The sequence below is a fragment of the Flavobacterium sp. TN-1 genome, from assembly GCF_052828645.1.
Window position 1 is genome coordinate 3,024,286 of the sequence record NZ_CM128253.1, and the last position, 24,148, is coordinate 3,048,433.

Consider the following 24,148-nt stretch of genomic DNA (forward strand, 5'->3'; position numbering starts at 1 on the left):
AACTTATAGCTTTAAAAAATGAAAAAATATACAAATCAAGGAAGTAAAGATACACGTTCTGGTTTTGGAGCGGGTATGACTGAATTAGGTCAAAAAAACAAAAATGTGGTGGCGCTTTGTGCGGATTTAATAGGATCTTTAAAATTTGATGACTTCAAAAAAAACCATCCTGAACGTTTCTTTCAAATTGGTATTGCAGAAGCCAACATGATCGGAATAGCAGCAGGTTTAACTATTGGCGGTAAAATTCCGTTTACGGGTACTTTTGCTAATTTTTCTACAGGTCGTGTATACGATCAAATCCGTCAATCTATTGCTTATTCAGATAAAAATGTTAAAATTTGTGCCTCTCACGCAGGTTTGACATTGGGGGAAGATGGGGCTACTCATCAAATCTTAGAAGACATTGGTTTGATGAAAATGTTACCCGGTATGACTGTAATTAATACTTGTGATTATAATCAAACTAAAGCGGCTACTATAGCTTTAGCGGATCATCATGGCCCTGCTTATTTGCGTTTTGGTCGTCCTGTAGTGCCTAATTTCACATCTACTGACGAGCCTTTTATAATAGGAAAAGCTTTACATCTTAATGAAGGAACAGATGTTACAATTTTAGCTACAGGTCATTTAGTATGGGAAGCACTACAAGCCGCAGAAACATTAGAAGCCAATGGTATTTCTGCCGAAGTAATTAACATACACACCATAAAACCATTAGATGAGGAAGCTATTTTAAAATCAGTAGCTAAAACAGGCTGTGTAGTAACAGCTGAAGAACACAATATATTAGGAGGATTAGGAGAAAGTGTTGCTAGAGTATTAGCTTTAAATACTCCTACTCCACAAGAGTTTGTAGCTGTTAAAGATTCATTTGGTGAATCTGGAACTCCTGAACAATTAATGGAAAAATACAAATTAAATGCTCCTGCTATTGTAGAAGCTGTTGAAAAAGTAATAAAAAGGAAATAAATCCTATATCTTTTAATATAAAAAAGACTGTCCTTAATTTTTTTTATTAGGACAGTCTTTTTGTTTTATAATTCAATCATCTTTTAAAAAAACTGAATCATTTTCTTTTCTATCTTATTCATCCTTTCATCTTCATCATAAAGCCTAAAACTTAATTTGGATGGAGTTCTATTTATTTCAAAAAAGGTATCTAAAAAGTAATTAATTAACATTTAACTTATCAATTATCAACTTCAATAACAGGAGAAGTTACATTATCAGCACTATATTATTTTTACTTTGGGTTGAAATGACAGGATTTCAAACTTTTGGGTAACTCTCTTTTATAAAATTAAAATTTGTATTTGTTTATATTCAATACGTTTTCAACTGTTTTTTAAGATACGTTTTCTACACTACTTTCAGCTAATACTTTGTAAGTACCATTACTTAATTTTTCACGAATAGCTTCAAATGCAGCTAGTGTTTCGTCTATATCAGTAATAGTATGAGATGCGGTAGGTATCATTCTTAGTAAGATAATTCCTTTAGGAATTACAGGATATACAACAATTGACAAAAAGATATTATAATTTTCTCTTAAATCATTAACCATAACCATGGCTTCAGGAATAGAACCTTCTAGATATACAGGAGTTACACAAGTATTTGTATCGCCTATATTAAAACCTTTAGATTTTAAGCCATTTTGCAAGTAATTTACATTCTCCCACAACTTATTTTTTAATTCGGGCATTGTACGCAACATTTCTAAGCGTTTTAAAGCACCTACTGTAAATATCATAGGCAAAGACTTTGCAAACATTTGAGAGCGCAAGTTGTATTTTAAATAATCAATAATATCTTTATCACCTGCCACAAAAGCTCCTATACTAGCCATTGATTTAGCAAAAGTTGAAAAATAAATATCTATACCATCTTGGCAGCCTTGTTCTTCTCCAGCTCCAGCTCCTGTCTTACCTAAAGTACCAAAGCCATGTGCATCATCTACTAATAAACGGAAATTGTATTTTTCTTTTAAGGCAACGATTTCTTTTAACTTACCTTGTTGACCACGCATTCCAAAAACGCCTTCAGTAATTACTAAAATACCACCACCTAATTCAGCAGCCATTTTGGTTGCACGTTGTAGATTTTTCTCAAGGCTTTCCACATCATTGTGCTTATAGGTAAAACGTTTGCCCATGTGTAAACGAACCCCATCAATTATACAACCATGTGAGTCTACATCGTATACAATTACATCATTTTTAGTTACTAGGGCATCAATAGTAGATACCATACCTTGATAACCAAAATTTAATAAATAGGCAGCTTCTTTACTCACAAATGATGCTAATTCATTTTGTAATTGTTCATGTAAACTTGTATGTCCACTCATCATACGAGCTCCCATAGGATAAGCCGCTCCATATTGTTCAGCTGCTTCTGTATCAATTTTTCTAATTTCAGGATGATTAGCCAAACCTAAATAATCATTGATAGACCAATTTAAAATTTCTTTACCATGAAACTTCATACGAGGACCTAAATCACCTTCAAGTTTAGGAAATACATAGTAACCTTCCGCTTGCGATGCCCATTTTCCTAATGGACCTTTATTGTTTTGAATTCTTTCGAATAAGTCTTTTACCATCTTATTATTAGATTAAAAAATCGAAGCAAAAATATAAATTAATACCGATTAAATTAAAAATTGAAGGAACAATAAATAAAAAAAGTCATACTGTTTAGAGTATGACTTTTCTTGATAATTTTAAACGATCAATGTAATTCCCCAAAAACAAATAACGAGATAAAGCGTATTGTTTTACTAAAAATAAGAAGTGTTAAGAAGAAAACTACTCAATTAAATAATACGAAATATCTTTTAGTAAACCTTTACTCGCGTAGATCATTTAAAAATAAAAAATGTTTATTTGACTAAGCAATGCGAGGCAAAGTTAAGTAACTGCAACCTAATCTTGTTACGGGTTTTCCGTATATTTTGTTAAATATTTCTTATACCTAAGAACCATTTATTTTAATAAAAAAATAGCCATACAATTTGCATGGCTGTTTTTTTAATTTTTAAACGATAATTTTATATCTCCCAAAAACAAAATAAAAGATAAAGTCACGGTGTTTCTATATGTTTTGTCTACAATTTTAATAAAATTACAGAGTAAAAACACCCATAATATGGATTATAAATATGCTTTATCAAATAATACGTTTAAAAATTTAGTTTGTTTACTTGATTAAGAACGTATGACAAATTTAAAATACTAATATTAAAACTTATTACGGTTTTACCATATATTTTGTTAAATTTTACTTATACTCCTTTTTTGAAATTACTTTTTAGCAATCTGTCTTTTATATCTACAAGATAAAATATAAATTCTTATACCACTTAAAATATACTGGATTAAAAAGTAAAATTCTCGATATTTTTTTTCATTTTAAAACAACTCGAACAAACGGTTTAGTATATAATTGAAATCATCGTTAGTTCGAACGCGAAGCGCATCGAGAACCAACATTAATTTTTATTGCTTTTGTAGTATAGTGTCTAAATCAAACATTATGTGATTTCTCCCTTTGGTCGAAATGAGGATTGCGAACTTTTAGGACAGTCTCAAAGTTGAAAAAATAGTATTATGAGGAAATTTCAAATTTTAAATGGTATTATTTTCTAGCTTATTACTTCTAATCAACACATATAGATGTGTTTACGTATTTTTAAATACTCAACTATTCTTTTAATTTATATTATTCAAAATAAAATAGATAACTAAATCATGATTTTTAAGGGATAATCATTAGTCTTTAATTGATAAAATATGATATAAAAGCATTCTATTTAAATTAGGTAATTTCTTTAAAGAGAATATAAAAAATATCTTATAAAAGCTACTTGGTTAGAAAAGGAGTATTAATAAATTAACACTATGATAAAAATATTTTTCTGTATATATAATTTTGACTATTTGAATAATAAAAGATCAAGTTCTTTTTTTATCTATAAAGATTTGTTATACCATATTTGGATTAAGCCATAAAATCTTAAAATTAAAATAGCCATCATTTTTTAGGTGATGGCTACTTATTACTTAATAAAAAAATTATTTTTTATTTAATGCTATTGTCATGTCTGATGAAATGGCTGAACGTTCCATTTTTATCTTACCAGCCATCGTTTCTACAATAACTACACCTTCGGCTAATTCAGCTATTTTTCCATGAATTCCGCTTTTGGTAATGACCTTATCACCAACTTTTAGTGAAGATTCAAATTCTTTTTCTTTTTTTATTTTTCGTTGTTGTGGTAGTATTAAAAACACAAACATTACAACAAACATTAACAAATAAGGTAAAAATTGCATCATTTCGTATTAACTTTCTTTTTTATATTATTATTAGGATATTAAAACTATTTAGTAGTAGGTACATTATTTTCTACTAATATATTTGCTTTAAATGTTAAAATTTCATTTCCTTGTTCTGTATTGGTTAAAAGAGCTACTGATTTAGTTTGTTGACCCGATTTTCCTTTGGAATCAAAAATAATTTTTATTTCACCTGATTGTCCTTTTTTTACGGGTGTCTTTGTCCATTCTGGGGCAGTACATCCACAAGAAGGACGAACTTCCATTACATATAAATCATTTTTACCTGTATTGGTAAACTTAAATATATGCTCTACTTTATCTCCTTGTTTAATTGTTCCAAAATCATGTTGAAGATTATCAAACTCTATTTTTGGGTATTCACCTGGTTTTAGTTTCTTTTTCATGCTCTCTTCTTTCATGGAAAGCACACCTTGTGGTAATACTAAATTATTATCGTCTAATTGTTGAACCTCAAATTCGTCTTTAGATTTGCAGGCTACTAACGAAAGGATTGTAAAAATTGCAAAACTGTACTTTTTCATTTTGTTATTACATTAAGCCACGACCCGTCTTTTTTAACTTGCCGTTAGTGTTAAATTCTTTTACTAAATTATCTAAAACTCCATTGATAAATATAGAACTTTTTGGCGTAGAATACTCTTTTGCTATTTCTAAATATTCGTTAATTGTTACTTTAACAGGAATTGATGGAAATTTTAATAATTCGCAAATAGCCATTTTTAAGATGATTGTATCAATTTCAGCAATACGTTCTATTTCCCAATTAGGTGTTTTTTCAGCAAATTCTTTAGCAAGAGCTTCTTCATTTAAGGTTGTTTTACGAAAAAGTTGAGATACAAATTCTCGATCTTCAATATCAGAAAATAATTTAGGAACAAAGAATAGGTCTTCTTCACTTTTAATTGCTCTTAATTGTTTAACAATATATGTATTAATTAGTGGAATATCATCTATCCAAGTTAACTTATGATCTTCTAGATATTCATAAAGTTTAATATTTGGAGCTAAAATTTCGGTAAACAAACTGATAATAAACTCTTTATCTTCTTGAAAATCGTTAGTACGATTATTCATATATTTTTTATATAAATCGCTTTGTTTAATCTCAGCAGTAAAAATCTTCACATATTCTTCGTGTATATGCCAATCATTAATTTTTCTATCTGCTAAAGCTATAGATAAAGAATTGCTTTCTTCTAAAAGTTGAAGAACTTTATTATTAACAAGTTTTAAATTTGGATTTTTTTCTTCTCGGGTGGCTAAATACTTTTTGCTAGATAAGTCTAAAAACTCTTCCTCTTTTTTTCTTATTTCTAATAATAAAGATATGGTTACAAGATATAAGTCTTGCATATTATCGATACTACTAAATAAGAATCTTTCTTCTTTTTCAATATTATCAGAATGGTTTTGATGCATTGCATATATGGTTTGCATCACTTTTAGTCGGATATGTCTTCTATTTAACACCTTTGTAAGAACTTTTAAAAAATTAACGAAGCGAAAGAGTTTCTTTCGCTTCGCAAAAATACATTTTTTTTTAGAGATTAAAATATTTTAACAAAAGAGTAATTAACAAATTTTGTTATATATTTTATTTTCAACGAGCTAATTACTTAGCTAATTCTTTCTTTTTTAGATCAATTCTATTTTGAGCAATTTTGAAAGCAGCTTCGTGAGTTGTAATATTATTAGTATCTGCGTAATCAAATATTTCTAATGTAGTATTGAATATATTTTCTGTTCTACGCATAGCTTCTTCTTTTCCATAATTAGCTATTTCACCGTATACATTAATGATCCCTCCTGCATTAATTAAAAAGTCTGGAGCATATAAAATTCCTTTTTCTTTAAGCATTTGTCCATGACGTACTTCATTTGCTAATTGATTATTAGCCGCCCCCGCAATTACTTTTGCTTGTAACTTATTGATTGTATCATCATTAACTGTTGCACCCAAAGCACAAGGAGCGTAAATATCAACATCTAAGCTGTATAGATCATCTCCTTGAAAAATTTTAGCTCCGTATTTATTTCCTATTTCAATCAAACGAGCTTCATTAATATCAGAAATAACAACTTTTGCTCCTTCTTTTGTTAAATAGTCTACTAAAGTTTCTCCTACGTGGCCAATACCTTGAACTAAAACTTTTTTCCCGTCTAAATTTTCAGATCCGAACTTATATTTAGAAGCCGCTTTCATCCCCATATATACCCCGTATGCTGTAACGGGAGATGGGTTTCCTGATCCACCTATTGCTTCTGAGATACCTGTTACGTATGATGTGTGTTGACGAATTAGATCCATATCAGGCGTGGTAGTTCCTACATCTTCAGCTGTAATATAACGCCCACTTAAAGAATGTACAAATTGACCAAATTTCGCAATCATTTCAGGAGTTTTGTCAACTTTTGAATCGCCAATAATTACGGCTTTACCACCACCTAGGTTTAAACCAGAAATAGCCGATTTAAAAGTCATTCCTCGAGACAAACGTAATACATCATTTAATGCTTCCCATTCGTTTGTATATTTCCACATTCTAGTACCTCCTAATGCAGGTCCTAAAACTGTGTTATGGATACCAATTATTGCTTTTAAACCAGTATCTTTGTCTTGGCAAAAAACAATTTGTTCGTGATTATCAAATGAAACTTGACCGAAAACAGGGTCAACTTTATGTAATTCACTTGCTTTTACAGATTCAGTAATCATAATGAATGTTTTTTTAATAGTATGGTTTGTTTTTTTAAAACCATTACAAAATTACGCTTTTCGATTAATTTTTTGCAATTATAAGCTAAAATATTTAGTCCTAGTTATAAAAAATAAAATTTTATTATCTTTAAATTATCGTTTAAATATTAAAGTTTTATTAATATATTTTTATTTAAAACGTTTTTATTTTGAAAAAATGAAAGAACTTAGGTATATCACCCCTTATTTTTTAAAGTATAAATACCATTTTTTTGGAGGAATTTTAATTACAATAATCGCCCAATTTTTTTCATTATATACTCCTGAATTGATTGGAGATTCTATTTCTGAGATAGAATATTATTTTAGATCTAACCAATCTGATTCAACTGAAATAAGGAATAATTTAAGAAATTACATCATTCTTATTTTAGGAGCTACTTTATTGGCTGGTTTTTTAACTTTTTTGATGCGCCAAACTTTAATTGTTATGTCACGTCATGTAGAATACGATCTAAAAAATGAAGTTTTTAAAAAATATGAAACATTAAGTCAAAATTTTTATGTTGAAAATAGAACAGGGGATTTAATGAATCGAATTACAGAAGATATAGCACGTGTAAGAATGTATGTTGGCCCTGCCGTAATGTATACAATTAATACCTTAATTAGATTTGCTATCGTTATTTTTTATATGATAAAAATTTCTAAAATATTAACTCTAATTGTATTATTGCCATTACCTCTATTAGCTTATTCTATTTTTAAGATCAGTTCCGAAATTAATAAAAAAAGTACTATTTTTCAAGAAAATTTATCTAAGCTAACTAGCTTTGCACAAGAATATTTTTCAGGAATTAGGGTTGTTAAATCTTTTCATATTCAATTATTTAAAGGATTAGAACTTGAGGATTTATCTAGGATTAATTATAAAAAAAGTATTGATTTAGCTAAGACACAAGCTTTTTTTGCGCCTTTAATGTTATTATTAATAGGATTAAGTAATTTGTTCGTAATTTCCGTAGGAAGTTATATGTATATTCAAGGAAGTTTATTAAATCTTGGTGTTATAGCTAAATTCATACTTTATATCAATATGTTAATTTGGCCTGTTACCTCTATAGGCTGGGTTTCATCCTTAGTTCAAGAAGCAGAAGCTTCACAAAAACGGATCAATGAATTTTTAAAAATCACGCCCGATATTAGAGTTGATTTAAAGGCTACATCACATACTACGATCGATACTATTGAATTTAAAAATGTTAGCTTTCATTATCCTAATACAGATGAATTAATTTTAAAAGATGTATCTTTTAAAATAAAGAAGGGGGAAAGAGTCGTTATTTTAGGATCTACAGGTGCTGGAAAGTCTACTCTATTATCACTTCTTCCTAGATTATATGACGCATCGGAAGGAACTATTTTTATTGATGGAATAAATATTAAAAAAATTCAATTGCAAGACATAAGAAATGCTATAAGTGTTGTCCCACAAGATTCGTTTTTATTTTCAGATACAATTTTTAATAATATCTGTTTCGGAAAAGAAGGTTCTAACTTAAAAAATGTAATAACCGTAGCAAAACAAGCTGTTATTCATGATACTATTTTAGGATTTAAGGATCAATACGAAACATTGTTAGGTGAAAGAGGAATTACCCTTTCAGGAGGTCAAAAACAACGTCTTTCTATAGCAAGAGCATTAATAAAAGAGGCTCCTATATTGTTATTAGATGATAGTTTGTCCGCAGTAGATACAGAAACAGAGGAAAAAATTTTAAATAATTTTACAAAATATATTAAAAATCAAACGATTATAATGGTAACCCATAGAGTATCTTCTGCTAAAGATGCAGATAAAATTATAGTTTTAGAAAAAGGAATAATTACTCAGCAAGGAACTCATAATCAACTAGTAAATCAAGAGGGTTATTATAAAAATTTATATTTAAAACAATTAACTGAAAAAGATTTTCAATAAATATTTGGCTGTAAGTATTTTTTTTTACAAATTTGAACATCACAACACAAAATAATTTTTGATAGAATGAGAATGAACGAAAACGAAATGTTAGAAAAAGAAGAAATTTTTTCTAAAGTATTACGTGCAGGGAGAAGAACTTACTTCTTTGATGTACGTTCTACAAAGGCAGATGATTATTACATCACAATTACAGAAAGTAAAAAATTTACAGAAGATGATGGATCTTTTCATTTTAAAAAGCACAAAATCTATTTATATAAAGAAGATTTTGCTGCATTTAGAGATATTTTAGATGAAATGACTTCTTACGTTTTAGATCAAAAAGGAGAAGAAGTGATTTCTGAACGTCACCAAAAAGATTTTAAAAAGGAATATCAAAGAGAAGGAGATGGTTTAAGGAATTCTTTTACAGATATTGATTTCGATGATATTTAAAATTTTTGAAACAAAAACTAAAAAGAAAGTGTCTCCTAAAATTTAAACTCACTTTCTAAAAATCGGATATATAAAATTCATCTTCGATAGGTATTTGGATCTTTAATAATAAAAAGAGGCTGCCAATTTTTTTGGAACAGCCTCTTTTTATGAATTACAGTTTTAGTTACAAAATATCTTACTCTCTTCAAAAAAATTATTTGATAATAAATTCAGAGTTAACAAATCACTTTTTCAAAAATTATGTAATAAAAACAACATAACATGAAAAATTTGCTAGTAAAAAATTAAAATTAGTTTAAACTTAAAAAGAATATAAAAGCTCAAGTAACATAAAACAGTAAAAAGAGGCTTCGATCTTGTCTACCAAAGAAAAATTCCAGTCGAAGTATCACGTAACGCTGATAATACGAGTTTTCTTATTGCTGAAGCAGACAGGCTGAACATTGATTTTCACTTTTCAAACATCCTCTTTTTACATCATTCATTTATTTTTAATTTAATTTTTAGCTTTTAATGCTTTGTATTTATCTGTCATATCAAGTGCATTATACATATTTAATAATGTATTTTTAATGTCTTTATCACTTTCAAATAACTCGTACGCTTTTTCTAGATGAGGAATTGCTGATTTGTATAAATTTTCTCTTTTTACTTTTAAAGCTTCATACTTTTTCATGTCAGCTGCGGAAGTTCCTAATTTATTCATTTGATCTACAATTTCTTTTTCTCCATCTAATTTCAAAACGCCTAAATTCAAATACGCATTTTTGTATTTTGGATCTATCTGAATTGCTTTTAGATAATATCCTTCTGCGTCTATTTTTGCTTGTTTATCATTTGCTTGTCCCGAAATAACACCTAAGTTATAAAACAAATCGGCATTATTAGGATCTTGTGCTAGAGCTTCTTGTGCATATTTTTTATACGTTGCATAATCATTTGCTTTTAATGCTACTTCCATACCAGCAGTATACAATCCCGTATCTCCAGGATTAGCTTGTATTGCTTCTTCTACGGCTCTTTTAGCAGCTGACAAATCTCCTTTTTGATTTAGAATTAGTGCAATATTTTTAATTATTTCACCTCTTTTTGATGAGATATTTTCTGTTCTTGGAGCTTCATGAGTTCCTACTTTTACAGAAAAATCTCTATCTTTCATCGAAGCAAAAGTTTCTTCTTGTCCGTTTGATTTGTTTTTAGCTAAATAATTAGTTGATTTACCTGAATATTTCAGGTCTTTTAAGATTTTATAATAAGAAAGGGCTGTATCATAATCTTCACCGTTTATAGCTGTGCCTGCTGCATAATATAACATTGTTGTGTCTTTTTTATCTAAACCGTACACTTCGTATAATTTTTGAGCACTTTCTTTATAACGTTTTGCATTTGAGTCTGCAATAGCATTATTGGTCAATAAACGTTTAACTTCAATTAAAGAGGTTTCTGCTTGTCCTGTATATTTATTTTTTCCAGAGCTAGCTTCAGTTGATTTTAGTTCATTATAGGCTTTAGCTGCTGCTGCTAGATTTTTTCCTTCTTCAATATTTTTCTTAGCTAATTCTAGATTTGTATTTCCTAATAAAAAATAATACTGTGCTTTTGTTGGATTGTCTAAATTTACAATCATATACTCTATTTTATCTAATGCTGTTTTAGCTTCAGTAGGATTTCCTGATCGTAATGCTTTTTCAGCTACTTTGATATCTTCTTTTTGAGCATTTGTAGTAACTGACAAAAACAAAGCCGTTACTAGTGCTAAATTCTTTATTTTCATTTTATTTTTATTTATATTATTCTTGATTTTCTAATTCTGTTCCTTCTTCAGAATCAGTTGTTAAATGATTATTCAATTCATTTTCTTCTGAATTAATTTCCTCTTCATCTTCTTCTCTCATTACTTTACAAACTGCCGCAATAGAATCTTTTCCTTTGATATTAATCAAACGAACTCCCTGTGTTGCGCGTCCCATAACACGTAAATCTGAAACTCTCATCCGAATAGTTAAACCTGATTTATTGATAATCATTAAATCATCATCATCTGTAACGTTATTAATAGCAATAAGTGAGCCTGTTTTTTCTGTAATATTTAAGGTTTTAACTCCTTTTCCTCCACGGTTTGTAATTCTGTACACATCTTCTCCATCATCATCTACTAATTTAGTTCGTTTTCCATAACCGTTTTCTGTAACTACCAATATTTGAGAATCATTTACATGATCTCGATCAATAGACACCATCCCTATTACTTCATCTTTTTCATCAGCAAGGGTTACTCCTCTTACTCCTGATGCTGTTCTTCCCATTGGTCTGGTTTTTTCTTCTTCAAAACGAACTAGTTTTCCGGACTTAACAGCAATTAAGACTTGACTGTTTCCTGTTGTCAATTTTGCTTCTAACAACTCATCACCTTCTTTTATAGTAATAGCCGCTACCCCATTAGTACGTGGACGTGAATATTGTTCTAAAGAAGTTTTTTTAACTTGTCCTTCTTTTGTTACCATGATTACATAGTGACCATTGATGTATTCTTGATCTTTTAAATCTTTTGTACAAATAAAGGCTTTTACTTTATCATCTTGCTCAATGTTTATCAAGTTTTGAATAGCACGTCCTTTAGCAACTTTGCTTCCTTCAGGGATTTCGTATACTCTCATCCAGAAACATTTTCCTTTTTGGGTAAAGAATAACATGTATTGGTGATTGGTTGCTACGTACATGTGTTCTAAGAAATCCTGATCGCGTGTCCCCGCTGATTTTTGTCCTACTCCTCCTCTATTTTGAGTTTTATATTCTGATAACGGAGTACGTTTTATGTAGCCTGCATGTGATATGGTAATAACAACTTGTTCATCAGCAATTAAGTCTTCAATACTCATATCTCCTCCTGAGTATTCAATTGTAGAACGACGCGTGTCACCGTATTTTTCTTTAACTTCTAGTAATTCTTCTTTTATTAAATTCATACGAAGTTCTTTACTAGCTAATAATGCTTTTAACTCCGCTATTAATTTCATAATTTCTTCGTATTCTGCACGTAGTTTGTCTTGTTCAAGACCTGTTAATTGTCTTAAACGCATTTCTACAATGGCACGAGCTTGAATTTCAGAAAGATTGAATCGTTCTATTAATTTTCCACGTGCTTCTTCTCCATCTTTAGAAGAACGAATAAGTGCAATAACCTCGTCAATATTATCCGATGCTATGATTAAACCTTCTAAAATATGTGCTCTTTCTTCTGCTTTTCGTAAGTCAAATTGTGCACGACGTGTAACCACGTCATGACGGTGCTCTACAAAGTAATGTATTAAGTCTTTCAGATTTAACAATTGAGGTCTTCCGTTTACTAATGCAATATTATTAACACTAAACGATGATTGCAATTGTGTATATTTATAGAGTGTATTTAATACTACATTGGGTACAGCATCTCTTTTTAATATATAAACGATGCGCATACCGTTTCTATCAGACTCATCACGTATGGTTGATATTCCTTCAATTTTTTTATCATTTACCAAGTCAGCAGTTTTTTTAATCATTTCTGCTTTATTCACCTGATAAGGAATTTCCGTTACTACAATTGCTTCACGTCCATCTACTTCTTCAAAACCCACTTTAGCACGAATTACCACACGACCACGTCCTGTCTTAAATGCTTCACGCACCCCATCCATACCATAAATAACGCCTCCTGTTGGAAAATCAGGTGCTTTTATATAGGTAGCTAATTCATCTACTTCAATATCATTGTTATTTATATAAGCTAAAGTTCCTTCTATTACTTCAGATAAATTATGAGGAGCCATATTAGTAGCCATACCAACAGCAATACCAGATGCTCCATTTACAAGCAAATTGGGTACTTTTGTAGGCATTACTTTAGGTTCTTCTAAAGTATCGTCAAAGTTTAATTGAAAATCAACTGTTTCTTTATCAATATCAGCTAACATTTCTTCAGAGAACTTTTTCATTCTTGCCTCTGTATAACGCATAGCCGCAGGACTATCTCCATCTATTGATCCAAAGTTTCCTTGACCATCTACCATTAAATAGCGTAAGCTCCAATCCTGTGCCATACGAACCATGGCATCATATACAGAAGAATCCCCATGTGGGTGATACTTACCTAACACTTCCCCTACAATTCTCGCTGACTTTTTGTGTGGTCTATTAGAAAAAACTCCTAATTCATGCATTCCAAATAACACACGACGGTGTACAGGCTTTAAACCATCTCTAACATCTGGTAACGCTCTTGATACAATAACTGACATCGAATAATCGATATAAGCTGATTTCATTTCGTCTTCAATGTTAATTGGAATTAACTTTTCTCCCTCAGACATAAGTATTTACGTTAATTTATCAAATTTTTTACAAACGCGCTAATATACGGATTTATCTGATTTTGAACACACTCTTACTCTTGTTATTTCATTTTTTTATTAACAAACAAACAACCTGTATTGGTTAATAAATACACACAATAACCTTTGTTTGTCTCATTTTTTTTTTGTCTTTTAGCCTGACAGTATAATTGAAATGGAATGTTTTTTGTAATTCCGTTTATAAATTATTAAATTTACAATTACTAATAACTGTAAGATATGGATGACAATTTTTCACCAAGAGTTAGAGAAGTAATTACTTTCAGTAAAGAGGAAGCACTGCGTTTAGGTCATGATTTTATTGGTACTGAACACTTTATGCTTGGAATTTTAAGAGATGGCAATGGTTCTGCCATTCATATCTTAAACAATCTTTCGATTGATTTAGAGCATTTGCGTAGAAAAGTTGAGATATTAAGTCCTGCAAATCCCAATCTTTCTTTAAGTAATGATAAAAAAAATTTACATCTAACAAGACAAGCTGAAAGAGCTTTAAAAACTACTTTCTTAGAAGCCAAAGTTTTTCAAAGTACAACAATCAGTACGGCTCATTTACTTTTATGTATACTACGTAATGAAAATGATCCTACCACAAAATTATTACATAAACTCAAAATTGATTACGATACAGCTAAAGAACAATATTTAACTATGATGCCAAACGAAGAAGATTTTCAAGACAATTTTCCTAAAAACGAGTCGTCTTATGGTGATGATTCAAGACAAGATGACAGTTTTAGTCAAGGCCCCCCTTCTAATCCTGCCAATAAATCAAACAAAAAATCTAAAACTCCTGTCTTAGATAATTTTGGACGCGATTTAACCGAAATGGCAGAAGAAGGTAAACTAGATCCTGTTGTAGGACGTGAAAAAGAAATAGAACGTGTTTCGCAAATTTTAAGCCGAAGAAAGAAAAACAACCCGCTATTAATAGGCGAACCTGGCGTTGGAAAGTCAGCTATTGCGGAAGGCTTAGCTCTAAGAATTGTACAAAAGAAAGTTTCTAGAATTTTATACAACAAAAGAGTTGTAACATTAGACCTTGCTTCATTAGTAGCTGGTACTAAATATCGTGGTCAGTTTGAAGAACGTATGAAAGCCGTTATGAATGAGTTAGAAAAAAATGATGACATCATTCTATTCATTGATGAAATTCATACCATTGTGGGAGCAGGTGGAGCTACAGGCTCTCTTGACGCTTCTAATATGTTCAAACCCGCTCTAGCAAGAGGTGAAATACAATGTATTGGGGCTACTACATTAGACGAATACCGTCAGTATATAGAAAAAGATGGCGCGCTAGAACGTCGTTTTCAAAAGGTTATTGTAGATCCAACTTCCATTGAAGAGACTATCACAATACTAAATAACATAAAAGGGAAATACGAAGATCATCATAATGTGAGTTTTACACCAGAAGCTATTGAAGCTTGTGTGAAACTAACGGAACGTTATATGAGCGATCGTTTTCTTCCTGATAAAGCTATTGACGCACTAGATGAAGCGGGTTCTCGCGTACACATAACAAATATTGATGTACCTAAACAAATCCTAGATTTAGAACGTCAATTAGACGAAGTACGTGAATTAAAAAATACCGTTGTAAAACGTCAAAAATATGAAGAAGCAGCTAAACTACGTGATGATGAAAAACGCATTGAAAAAGAATTAGCAATAGCTCAAGAACAATGGGAAGAGGATTCTAAAAACAACAGAATAAGCGTTACAGAAGACAATGTTGCCGATGTAGTATCTATGATGACAGGTATTCCTGTAAATCGTATTGCGCAAACTGAAAGTAACAAGTTAGCTCATTTACCTGAAATTCTAGACAAAAAAGTGATAGGTCAAAAAGATGCAGTTCAAAAAATTGCACGTGCTATTCAACGAAATCGAGCGGGATTAAAAGACCCTAATAAACCAATAGGCTCATTTATTTTCTTAGGCTCAACAGGTGTTGGTAAAACCCAATTAGCAAAAGTATTAGCTAAAGAATTATTTGATTCAGAAGAAGCTCTAGTTAGAGTTGACATGAGTGAATACATGGAAAAATTTGCTATATCACGTTTAGTTGGAGCTCCTCCAGGATATGTTGGTTATGAAGAAGGAGGGCAATTAACCGAAAAAGTAAGACGCAAACCTTATTGTGTAGTTCTTTTAGACGAAATTGAAAAAGCACATCCCGATGTTTTCAATATGATGTTACAAGTGCTTGACGACGGTTATTTAACAGATAGTTTGGGTCGAAAAATTGACTTTAGAAATACTATTATCATTATGACTTCTAATGTAGGGGCTCGACAGTTAAAAGACTTTGGTCAAGGTGTAGGTTTTGGTACTGCTGCTAAACAAGCACAAGCAGATGACCATGCAAAAGGAGTTATTGAAAGCGCATTGAAAAAAACTTTTGCTCCTGAGTTCTTAAACAGAATTGACGACGTAATTGTATTTAACGCCCTTGAAAAAGAAGATATTGATAAAATCATCAATATTGAATTACAAAAATTATATGCTCGTATTAAAGAATTAGGATACGAACTACAACTAACGGAAGAAGCCAAAGCTTTCATTGCAGAAAAAGGTTTTGATAAACAATTTGGTGCTCGTCCGTTAAAAAGAGCCATCCAAAAATATGTAGAAGATGTACTTGCAGAAGAAATTATCACTTCTAAAATTCATGAAGGAGATATAATTGAGATGGATTTAGATACTAGTTCACAAGAATTAAAAATTCAAGTAAAAAAATCTCAAAAGCCTACAGACTAGTAGGCTTTTTTATTCGAAAATAATTATTGTTATCTTATTTTGTTTGTTTAAAAATATGTCATCTAAAAAAGAGATTATAGGGAGTGAAGAATGGTGTTCCTTCCCTGAGTTAGAAATTCCTTATATAAAAGCAAGAGTGGATTCAGGTGCTAAAACATCTGCTATACATGCCACAAATATTACTCCGTTTTCCAAAAATGGAGAAAATTGGGTCAAATTTGATGTAAATCCTCTTCAAAGCAATGTTAAAATAACTAGACATTGTGAAGCTAAATTAATTGATAAAAGGATTGTAAAAAGTTCTAGTGGCTATAGGGAACAGCGTTATGTCATAAAAACGAATTTAAGTATTGGCAATGAAACATTTCCCATAGAAGTAACCTTAGCCAATAGAGACTCCATGGGATTCCGTATGCTTTTAGGTCGTGAAGCCATGGTGGGAAAAATGATGGTAGATCCTCAAGAAAAATATATTTTAGGTCAACCTTCCTTTGACGAAATTAAATCTAATTACCACGTTAATAAAGAATCCAGTGCTAAACTAAGAATTGCTGTATTAGCTAGTAATCCTAACCTATACAGTAATCGTCGGATAATGGAAGCTGGTGAAATGCGCGGTCATGAAATGGAGTTTCTTAACATCAAAGAATGTTATATTAAGTTAGATGCCACAACTCCTGAAATTCATTATCGAGGCGGACGCGTATTAGATAATTTTGATGCTGTTATTCCTCGTATCCGACCAAGTATTACATACTACGGTTGTACCCTGATTCGGCAGTTTGAAGCCATGAGGGTTTTTACCCTTAACTCTGCAGCCGCTATTACTCAATCTCGAGATAAGTTATTTTCACTTCAATTATTATTACAAAGTGGCATTGACATTCCTACTACAGGGTTTGCCAATTCTCCTCTTGACACAAATGATTTAATTAAAATGGTTGGAGGATCACCACTAATAATCAAATTATTAGAAGGAACTCAAGGAAAAGGAGTTGTATTAGCAGAAACAAAAAAAGCAGCTGAATCCGTAATCAATGCTTTTAAAAGTCTTAATGCAAATATTTTAGTACAAGAATTCATCAAAGAAGCTAACGGTAAAGATCTACGTCTTTTCGTTGTAGATGGCAAAGTGGTAGCCGCTATGCAAAGAGAAGCCGCTCCTGGTGAGTTCAGAGCAAATATACACATGGGAGGAAGTGCATCTGTTATAAAAGTAACTGCTGCCGAAAAAAGAATTGCAATCAAAGCTGCAAAAGCAATGGATTTAAAAGTAGCTGGAGTAGACATCATTCGCTCTAGTAAAGGACCTCTTCTATTAGAAGTAAATTCTTCTCCTGGATTAGAAGGTATAGAAGGAGCTACACATAAAGATATTGCTGGTGAAATGATAAAAGCTATTGAAAAAAGTTTTAAAATAAAATAATGAATCCTTTTCTAGACATTATTATTCGTAGTTCATGCGTTTATTTCTTTATGATAATTGCGCTTCAACTATTTGGCAAAAAAGAGCTATCACAACTTAATACTGCTGATGTTATTCTCATTTTACTCATTAGTAATTCTGTACAAAATGCAATGGTAGGAAGTGATACTTCTCTATTAGGAGGTTTAACAGCAGCTTTAGCTCTTTTTATAATCAACATGGTGTTTAAAAAAGCTATGATAAAATCAAATGTTATTAAAAATTTAATAACAAGTAAACCAGAAATATTAATACATGACGGAATTACTGATTATAAAACTTTAACTCGTCTAGGAATAACTTTAGAAGAACTAGAACAAGCCATACGAGAACATGGAATTGAACATTTTGATAGTGTTAAACTTGCTATGTTTGAAACCAATGGAACTATTAGTGTGATTTCTGGAGAAAATAATTTAGTACAAACCAAACATAGACGCAAACATATACACAAATCATTTTTTTGATTCAGATGCTAAATATCCAAAGTTCTATTTTTTTTATTTATTAAAACTATGTCTTTATCTTTTTCAATTAAAAATAAATTTACAAAGGAGTTACCCGCTGACTCAATTAATGAAAATACAGTTCGTAAAGTATTCGAATCAGCTTTTTCGTTTGTTACTCCTACCCCTCCTAAAAACCCTCATTTAATTCATGCAAATATTAATTTCGCAAACGAATTAGGACTTTCCGTAAATGATGTAAAATCAGAAGATTTTCTTTCTTTTTTCTCAGGAAAAAAAATTTATCCTGAAACAAATCCTTTTTCAATGTGTTATGGAGGCCATCAGTTTGGTGTTTGGGCAGGACAACTAGGAGACGGTCGTGCCATTAATTTATTTGAAATTGAAAATAAGAACAAAAAATACACCTTCCAATTAAAAGGTGCTGGAAAAACACCTTATTCAAGAAATGCTGATGGTTTAGCTGTACTTCGTTCTTCAATTAGAGAATATTTATGTGCTGAAGCCATGAACTCTTTGGGTATTCCTACTACCCGATCCTTAAGTATTATAACAACAGGAAATGATGTATTACGAGATATTTTATACAATGGAAACCCTGCTTATGAAAAAGGTGCTATAGTCTGCCGCGTTGCTCCTTCATTCATTCGATTTGGTAATTTTGAGTTATTTGCTGCTAGAAATGATTTAAAAAACTTACAATTATTAACTGATTTTACAATTAAACACTATTTCCCTGAAATTAAAACTACAGGAAAAGAAGCCTATATTGCTTTTTTTCAAATGGTTGCTCAACTAACGCGAAAATTAATAATAGACTGGCAACAAGTAGGTTTTGTTCATGGTGTTATGAATACAGACAATATGTCTATTCATGGCATTACTATTGATTATGGTCCTTATGGCTGGTTAGATAATTTTAATCCTAATTGGACTCCCAATACTACCGATGCTCATCAGCATAGATATGCTTTTGGCAATCAACCTCAAATATCTCTTTGGAATTTATACCAACTCGCCAATGCTCTATATCCTTTAATTAATCAAACCGAGGAATTAGAAAAAATACTACACGAATATGAAAATGAGTACGAAAATGACTATATAGATATGATGCAAAAAAAATTAGGTCTTACTCAAACTCATAGCACTGATCGTGAACTAATCTATCAACTTATAAATTCCTTAGAATTAAAAGAAACAGATTATACTATTTTCTTCCGATTGCTTGGAAATGTTTCTAAAGAAAAAACTATGAAAAGCGCATTTGAAACGATACAATCTTCTTTTTATGAGACATCAAATAACAATCCTGAATTTGAACATTCATGGTCAATATGGTTACAAAATTATTTAAATAGAATTAACCTAGAACCTCTTTCTGATGAAGAAAGAAAAGAAAAAATGAATTTAGTAAATCCAAAATATATTCTTAGGAATTATATGGCTCAACTTGCTATAGAAAAAGCTGAAATGGAAGATTATACATTATTGGAAGAACTCTATCAAGTAATTCAAAAGCCTTATGAAGAACAGCCTGAATATGAAAAATGGTTTGCTAAAAGACCTGATTGGGCAAAAGAAAAAATAGGATGTTCACAACTCTCTTGTAGTTCTTAAACCAATGAAACATTTAATTGTCAATAGTCTGGCTTCTCTTTCTGGAGTAAAAAAGAACCTATCAATTGATTACACTATTTTAAAAATGTAGTTATTGTATCATTTTTGAAGTATATCATTCCTTTTAAATTATAACAAATACTTTTGGAGGTATATGCAGATTCAAAGTCGATTTATATTATTTTAAACTTTGAAATTTCCTCATAATACTATTTTTTTAACCCTAAAAATGTCCAAAAAGTTCGCAATATTGTCATTTCGCCCAAAGGGAGAAATCACATAATATTGATTATGAGACTCCTCCTCCGTAGGAATGGCAAACTGCATGTCGATTTATATTATTTAAAACTTTGAAATTTCCTCATAATACTATTTTTTTAACCCTAAAAATGTCCAAAAAGTTCGCAATCTTGTCATTTCGACCAAAGGGAGAAATCACATAATGTTTGATTTAGACACTATCCTACAAAAACAACAAAAATTAATATTGGTTCTCGATGCGCTTCGCGCTCGAACTAACGATGATTTCAATTATATTCAACCGTCTGTTCGAGTTAAAACGTATCGAGAACTTTATTTTTTAATCCCGTATTTTTTAAGTTTAAATGGTATATTTTTTTTAAATATAAAAAACCTTATAATGTATTATTTGAATGAGAATAAGGGGGATCTAAAAAATTGTAATAAAAGGGGGCAAGAACGAATAAACAGGTAATACCGTAAACTTTATAGGTGATTTCTCTTATCGTTAAAGTAACAAACTAAACGCTAAGTTTTGACTTTTATACATCTATTTATTATTATTATAAAACCTAAAGATTAGATTATGGATAGTTTTTTTTCGAACAGCCTCATTAATAAAGTATTTTTTTATTATCCTCTAAATTTCCATTCAAATTCATCTGAATGATCGTTAAATACGGCTCCTAATTCAAAACGGATTACAGAACCATACTCTACTTGAAAAATCATCCAATTTGATTCATTAAAATAGTTATCTACTGAATCGAAGGATTCTATTTCTAAGGGTTTCAATTTTCTAGTATTCAGTAATTCCTGAATTTCGTTAATAGGTTGTGCTAAGATAGTTTTTTCAAATAGTATTAAATCTGGATTAGAGGAAATAATATATCCTAAACGAAATTCTTCATCTTCATAAAACGTCAAACGCCATTTTTGATCATTATACAAATAGATTAAGTTTTGTTCTTCATCTTCAAATTGTTTATTGGGTTGACCGTATAATTTTATAACATCATTGGGTTTCATCCCGAAAACCAATTGATCAATTCCTATTTTTGGGTTAATTTTCATCATTATTCAGCAAATTCATCATATCGTATCGGTATTTGTGGATCATATAAGGGACATTTAAATTCATCCATTATTTGGCATAGTTTATCCATATCGGTTCCTTTAGTTCCGTAACAATTAATTAATACACTTTGATTAGTTATTTGTATATGAAAAGCACCTACTCCCATTGTATTTTTAAAACTCATCTCGTCTATTTTTTCCCATTTAAAAAACACATTGGAAATACGACTCATAATAATTGTAACAGGGAGTTCTTCTAGCTCTTTAATCATTTCTTTTTCTAACAATCTTTCATATACTTCATGATTATTAAGGTAGAATTCATCTTTATATTTCCAAAATAGTAATTCGTACATTGGGTATTGAATTTTTAGATTCGCTTTTATTTTTTATACATTGTAATTACTTTTAATCTAGGCTTGATTTGTTTTACCTAAATTAGTATTCAAAACTACCAAATTCAGACTTAATGGTTAATTTTTTAGTTTCAGAAGCTTCCACTCGCCCTATAATTTTTGCATCAACATTAAATGATTGGGCTATTGTTATGACATTGTTTGCTATTTCGGCAGGAACGTACAATTCCATACGATGACCACAATTAAAAACTTGATACATTTCTTTCCAATCAGTCTTAGATTGTTCTTGAATTAGTTTAAATAAAGGAGGTACCTCAAATAAATTGTCTTTAATAACGTGAAGGTTGTCTACAAAGTGTAAAATTTTTGTTTGAGCTCCTCCACTACAATGTATCATTCCATGGATTTGATTTGAAGTATATTTTTCTAAAATTTGTTTGATTATAGGTGCATAAGTACGTGTGGGCGACAATACTAATTTTCCTGCATCTATAGGGGATCCTTCAACAGTATCTGTAAGTTGAATACGTCCTGAATAAACTAATTCCGGTGGAACTGAAGCGTCATAACTTTCAGGATATTTACTTGCTAATTCATTAATAAATACATCGTGTCTAGCGGAAGTTAAACCATTACTTCCCATTCCTCCGTTATACATTGTTTCATAACTGGCTTGTCCGTAAGAAGCTAAACCAACAATTAGATCTCCTTCTTTAATGCGGGCATTATCTATAACCTCTGAACGCTTCATTCGGGCCGTAACGGTAGAATCTACAATAATGGTACGAACTAAATCTCCTACATCAGCCGTTTCACCACCCGTGGTGTGAATCGTAACTCCAAAAGTTTTTAATTCTTCTATAAGTTCTTCTGTACCATTAATAATAGCAGAAATAACCTCTCCTGGAATTAAGTTTTTATTACGTCCAATAGTAGAAGATAACATTATATTATTTACTGCACCTACACATAACAGATCATCTATATTCATAATTAGTGCATCTTGTGCAATACCTTTCCATACAGATGAATCGCCTGTTTCTTTCCAATACATATAAGCTAGTGAGGATTTTGTACCTGCGCCATCAGCGTGCATAACCAAGCAGTACTCATCATCTGACGTTAGATAATCGGGAACAATTTTACAAAAAGCTTTAGGAAATAAACCTTTATCAATATTTTTTATAGCGTTATGTACATCTTCTTTAGATGCAGAAACACCACGCATTGCGTAACGCTTTGAAGTATCAGAAGTCATTATATTAAGTTATGTTGTTGTAGCGCAAAGATAAAAAGAAGTTAATTCTTAGCATGGAATCCTATCTTTTTTTTTAAACTAATTATCAACTACTTCTATTTCTACTCTTCTATTAGCGGCTCTTTCTTCTTCGTTTTTTTCAGGCAAATTATATAATGGTTGGCTGCTACCAAATCCTTTATAAGACATTCTTGTTTTTTCTATATTTTTAAATTCTAAAAATTTATATACTGCTTTTGCCCGTTGAGTTGATAAATCTTGTCTATCTTTTGTTACGCAACATATATGCCCTTGAATCTGAATTTTCAAATTTGGATTTTGTTGCATAACTAACCATAATTCATAAAGTTTCCCTCTGGATTCTTGTGTTATAGCATAGGTATTTAAAACAAAATTCAAATTTTCTATTTTTAATTTATCTCCTACTTTTGACTCGCTCAATTTTTTCATAAATTGTACGTCCAATTTTATTTCTGTTTCACTTCCATCTGGATTATTTAACAGTATACTACTAGGAAAAACAATTACCTTATCCGTATTATTAGCAGGTGTTTTTAGAGCTATGATTTCTTTTTCTTTTTCTAAATCTTTTTCTTTTAAAAAAAAGAGTATGACTTTTCTATTTTCTGCTTTTATTTTTGATTGTTGGTGTAATTCTCCAAAATTAATTTTTTTAAAATCTGTTCGAATTGCCACCTTTCCTTTTATTAAATTAAAAACAGTTTCTGTTCTTTTTTTGGCTAAACTATCATTATATTGATTAGTTCCATCTTCATCTGTGTAACCACTTATGCTTAAAATTTTACTTTTTTTATTTTCTTGAATCCATTTTTCTACTTCTAATTTTTCAGATGGAGTCAATTCGTGTTGTCCACTTTTGAAATGAACAGAAAATTGTTCTTGTGTAAAACTCTTTAAGCTTAAAAAAAGCATTATGGAAACAAATAATATTTTATTCATTTAAAAGATTTTTTTATATGATAAGTATTAAAGATAAAGTATGTAATATACAAAAAAT

At 30.4% G+C, this 24,148-nt stretch carries 18 protein-coding genes; 7 read left to right on the top strand and 11 right to left on the bottom strand.

Going from position 1 to position 24,148, the window contains the following annotated elements; translation table 11 throughout:
- Nucleotides 1-18 precede the first annotated feature (18 nt).
- Nucleotides 19-972, top strand: a complete 954-nt coding sequence (locus ACUXZJ_RS13675; RefSeq protein ID WP_063742999.1) for a transketolase family protein — start codon at nucleotides 19-21, stop codon at nucleotides 970-972.
- Between the two features lie 376 nt (nucleotides 973-1,348).
- Here the strand turns inward: ACUXZJ_RS13675 and ACUXZJ_RS13680 are convergent, their stop codons facing one another.
- The 5 genes from ACUXZJ_RS13680 to ACUXZJ_RS13700 form a co-directional block, all read right to left on the bottom strand.
- Nucleotides 1,349-2,608, bottom strand: coding sequence for an aminotransferase class I/II-fold pyridoxal phosphate-dependent enzyme (locus ACUXZJ_RS13680; RefSeq protein WP_060382520.1), 1,260 nt, complete (start codon nucleotides 2,606-2,608; stop codon nucleotides 1,349-1,351).
- Between the two features lie 1,471 nt (nucleotides 2,609-4,079).
- The gene (gene yajC, locus ACUXZJ_RS13685) at nucleotides 4,080-4,343 is read right to left on the bottom strand and encodes a preprotein translocase subunit YajC (RefSeq protein WP_060382521.1); all 264 of its coding nucleotides are present in this window, start codon (nucleotides 4,341-4,343) and stop codon (nucleotides 4,080-4,082) included.
- A gap of 44 nt (nucleotides 4,344-4,387) precedes the next feature.
- Complete coding sequence (locus ACUXZJ_RS13690) at nucleotides 4,388-4,888, bottom strand: DUF1573 domain-containing protein (RefSeq protein WP_060382522.1); 501 nt, start codon at nucleotides 4,886-4,888, stop codon at nucleotides 4,388-4,390.
- A gap of 7 nt (nucleotides 4,889-4,895) precedes the next feature.
- Nucleotides 4,896-5,804 (bottom strand): transcription antitermination factor NusB, encoded by a 909-nt coding sequence (nusB, locus tag ACUXZJ_RS13695; protein ID WP_446195256.1) that lies wholly within the window; start codon nucleotides 5,802-5,804, stop codon nucleotides 4,896-4,898.
- 175 nt (nucleotides 5,805-5,979) lie between these two features.
- Nucleotides 5,980-7,083: a Glu/Leu/Phe/Val family dehydrogenase gene (locus tag ACUXZJ_RS13700; protein WP_060382524.1), complete on the bottom strand. Its 1,104-nt coding sequence runs from the start codon at nucleotides 7,081-7,083 to the stop codon at nucleotides 5,980-5,982.
- 199 nt (nucleotides 7,084-7,282) lie between these two features.
- Here ACUXZJ_RS13700 and ACUXZJ_RS13705 point away from each other — a divergent pair, with 199 nt between their 5' ends.
- Together ACUXZJ_RS13705 and ACUXZJ_RS13710 are read left to right on the top strand one after the other, a co-directional pair.
- Nucleotides 7,283-9,046, top strand: coding sequence for an ABC transporter ATP-binding protein (locus ACUXZJ_RS13705; protein ID WP_063744134.1), 1,764 nt, complete (start codon nucleotides 7,283-7,285; stop codon nucleotides 9,044-9,046).
- 72 nt (nucleotides 9,047-9,118) lie between these two features.
- Complete coding sequence (locus ACUXZJ_RS13710) at nucleotides 9,119-9,484, top strand: PUR family DNA/RNA-binding protein (protein ID WP_060382525.1); 366 nt, start codon at nucleotides 9,119-9,121, stop codon at nucleotides 9,482-9,484.
- A gap of 499 nt (nucleotides 9,485-9,983) precedes the next feature.
- On the opposite strand, the gene ACUXZJ_RS13715 is transcribed toward ACUXZJ_RS13710, so the two are convergent.
- Nucleotides 9,984-11,261 carry a tetratricopeptide repeat protein gene (locus tag ACUXZJ_RS13715; RefSeq protein WP_063743001.1) on the bottom strand — a complete coding sequence of 426 codons (1,278 nt, stop codon included), beginning with the start codon at nucleotides 11,259-11,261 and terminating at the stop codon, nucleotides 9,984-9,986.
- 16 nt (nucleotides 11,262-11,277) lie between these two features.
- Nucleotides 11,278-13,836: a DNA gyrase subunit A gene (gene gyrA, locus ACUXZJ_RS13720; protein ID WP_060382527.1), complete on the bottom strand. Its 2,559-nt coding sequence runs from the start codon at nucleotides 13,834-13,836 to the stop codon at nucleotides 11,278-11,280.
- A 261-nt stretch (nucleotides 13,837-14,097) separates the two neighbouring features.
- Between gyrA and ACUXZJ_RS13725 the strand changes: the two genes are divergently transcribed.
- The 4 genes from ACUXZJ_RS13725 to ACUXZJ_RS13740 are packed head-to-tail and all read left to right on the top strand — an operon-like array spanning nucleotide 14,098 to nucleotide 20,196.
- Complete coding sequence (locus ACUXZJ_RS13725) at nucleotides 14,098-16,644, top strand: ATP-dependent Clp protease ATP-binding subunit (RefSeq protein ID WP_063743003.1); 2,547 nt, start codon at nucleotides 14,098-14,100, stop codon at nucleotides 16,642-16,644.
- Nucleotides 16,645-16,699: 55 nt separating this feature from the next.
- Nucleotides 16,700-18,070 (top strand): 30S ribosomal protein S6--L-glutamate ligase, encoded by a 1,371-nt coding sequence (gene rimK / locus ACUXZJ_RS13730; protein ID WP_060382529.1) that lies wholly within the window; start codon nucleotides 16,700-16,702, stop codon nucleotides 18,068-18,070.
- Nucleotides 18,070-18,576 (top strand): DUF421 domain-containing protein, encoded by a 507-nt coding sequence (locus ACUXZJ_RS13735; RefSeq protein WP_060382530.1) that lies wholly within the window; start codon nucleotides 18,070-18,072, stop codon nucleotides 18,574-18,576. The genes rimK and ACUXZJ_RS13735 overlap by 1 nt, the downstream gene beginning before the upstream one ends.
- Before the next feature lie 48 nt (nucleotides 18,577-18,624).
- Entirely contained in the window at nucleotides 18,625-20,196 is a 1,572-nt protein-coding gene (locus ACUXZJ_RS13740) for a protein adenylyltransferase SelO (RefSeq protein ID WP_063743004.1), read from the top strand.
- A gap of 873 nt (nucleotides 20,197-21,069) precedes the next feature.
- On the opposite strand, the gene ACUXZJ_RS13745 is transcribed toward ACUXZJ_RS13740, so the two are convergent.
- The 4 genes from ACUXZJ_RS13745 to ACUXZJ_RS13760 all read right to left on the bottom strand — a co-directional run bounded on the left by ACUXZJ_RS13745 (nucleotide 21,070) and on the right by ACUXZJ_RS13760 (nucleotide 24,090).
- Entirely contained in the window at nucleotides 21,070-21,513 is a 444-nt protein-coding gene (locus ACUXZJ_RS13745) for a hypothetical protein (RefSeq protein WP_081078405.1), read from the bottom strand.
- The gene (locus tag ACUXZJ_RS13750) at nucleotides 21,513-21,869 is read right to left on the bottom strand and encodes a hypothetical protein (RefSeq protein ID WP_063743006.1); all 357 of its coding nucleotides are present in this window, start codon (nucleotides 21,867-21,869) and stop codon (nucleotides 21,513-21,515) included. Before ACUXZJ_RS13750 ends, ACUXZJ_RS13745 begins: the two co-directional genes overlap by 1 nt.
- A gap of 82 nt (nucleotides 21,870-21,951) precedes the next feature.
- Nucleotides 21,952-23,130 carry an AIR synthase related protein gene (locus ACUXZJ_RS13755; RefSeq protein WP_063743007.1) on the bottom strand — a complete coding sequence of 393 codons (1,179 nt, stop codon included), beginning with the start codon at nucleotides 23,128-23,130 and terminating at the stop codon, nucleotides 21,952-21,954.
- Between the two features lie 78 nt (nucleotides 23,131-23,208).
- The gene (locus ACUXZJ_RS13760) at nucleotides 23,209-24,090 is read right to left on the bottom strand and encodes an OmpA family protein (RefSeq protein ID WP_235604494.1); all 882 of its coding nucleotides are present in this window, start codon (nucleotides 24,088-24,090) and stop codon (nucleotides 23,209-23,211) included.
- Between the last annotated feature and the right edge of the window lie 58 nt (nucleotides 24,091-24,148).

What these genes read in the sequence shown, in the direction of transcription:
- ACUXZJ_RS13680 (WP_060382520.1), bottom strand. Translation starts at nt 2,608, where the DNA reads ATGGTAAAAGACTTATTCGAAAGAATTCAAAACAATAAAGGTCCATTA.
- ACUXZJ_RS13690 (WP_060382522.1), bottom strand. Translation starts at nt 4,888, where the DNA reads ATGAAAAAGTACAGTTTTGCAATTTTTACAATCCTTTCGTTAGTAGCC.
- rimK (WP_060382529.1), top strand. Translation starts at nt 16,700, where the DNA reads ATGTCATCTAAAAAAGAGATTATAGGGAGTGAAGAATGGTGTTCCTTC.
- ACUXZJ_RS13705 (WP_063744134.1), top strand. Translation starts at nt 7,283, where the DNA reads ATGAAAGAACTTAGGTATATCACCCCTTATTTTTTAAAGTATAAATAC.
- ACUXZJ_RS13750 (WP_063743006.1), bottom strand. Translation starts at nt 21,869, where the DNA reads ATGTACGAATTACTATTTTGGAAATATAAAGATGAATTCTACCTTAAT.
- ACUXZJ_RS13710 (WP_060382525.1), top strand. Translation starts at nt 9,119, where the DNA reads ATGAACGAAAACGAAATGTTAGAAAAAGAAGAAATTTTTTCTAAAGTA.
- nusB (WP_446195256.1), bottom strand. Translation starts at nt 5,804, where the DNA reads ATGCAAACCATATATGCAATGCATCAAAACCATTCTGATAATATTGAA.
- ACUXZJ_RS13760 (WP_235604494.1), bottom strand. Translation starts at nt 24,090, where the DNA reads ATGAATAAAATATTATTTGTTTCCATAATGCTTTTTTTAAGCTTAAAG.
- ACUXZJ_RS13715 (WP_063743001.1), bottom strand. Translation starts at nt 11,261, where the DNA reads ATGAAAATAAAGAATTTAGCACTAGTAACGGCTTTGTTTTTGTCAGTT.
- ACUXZJ_RS13725 (WP_063743003.1), top strand. Translation starts at nt 14,098, where the DNA reads ATGGATGACAATTTTTCACCAAGAGTTAGAGAAGTAATTACTTTCAGT.
- gyrA (WP_060382527.1), bottom strand. Translation starts at nt 13,836, where the DNA reads ATGTCTGAGGGAGAAAAGTTAATTCCAATTAACATTGAAGACGAAATG.
- ACUXZJ_RS13755 (WP_063743007.1), bottom strand. Translation starts at nt 23,130, where the DNA reads ATGACTTCTGATACTTCAAAGCGTTACGCAATGCGTGGTGTTTCTGCA.
- ACUXZJ_RS13740 (WP_063743004.1), top strand. Translation starts at nt 18,625, where the DNA reads ATGTCTTTATCTTTTTCAATTAAAAATAAATTTACAAAGGAGTTACCC.
- ACUXZJ_RS13745 (WP_081078405.1), bottom strand. Translation starts at nt 21,513, where the DNA reads ATGATGAAAATTAACCCAAAAATAGGAATTGATCAATTGGTTTTCGGG.
- ACUXZJ_RS13735 (WP_060382530.1), top strand. Translation starts at nt 18,070, where the DNA reads ATGAATCCTTTTCTAGACATTATTATTCGTAGTTCATGCGTTTATTTC.
- ACUXZJ_RS13675 (WP_063742999.1), top strand. Translation starts at nt 19, where the DNA reads ATGAAAAAATATACAAATCAAGGAAGTAAAGATACACGTTCTGGTTTT.
- ACUXZJ_RS13700 (WP_060382524.1), bottom strand. Translation starts at nt 7,083, where the DNA reads ATGATTACTGAATCTGTAAAAGCAAGTGAATTACATAAAGTTGACCCT.
- yajC (WP_060382521.1), bottom strand. Translation starts at nt 4,343, where the DNA reads ATGATGCAATTTTTACCTTATTTGTTAATGTTTGTTGTAATGTTTGTG.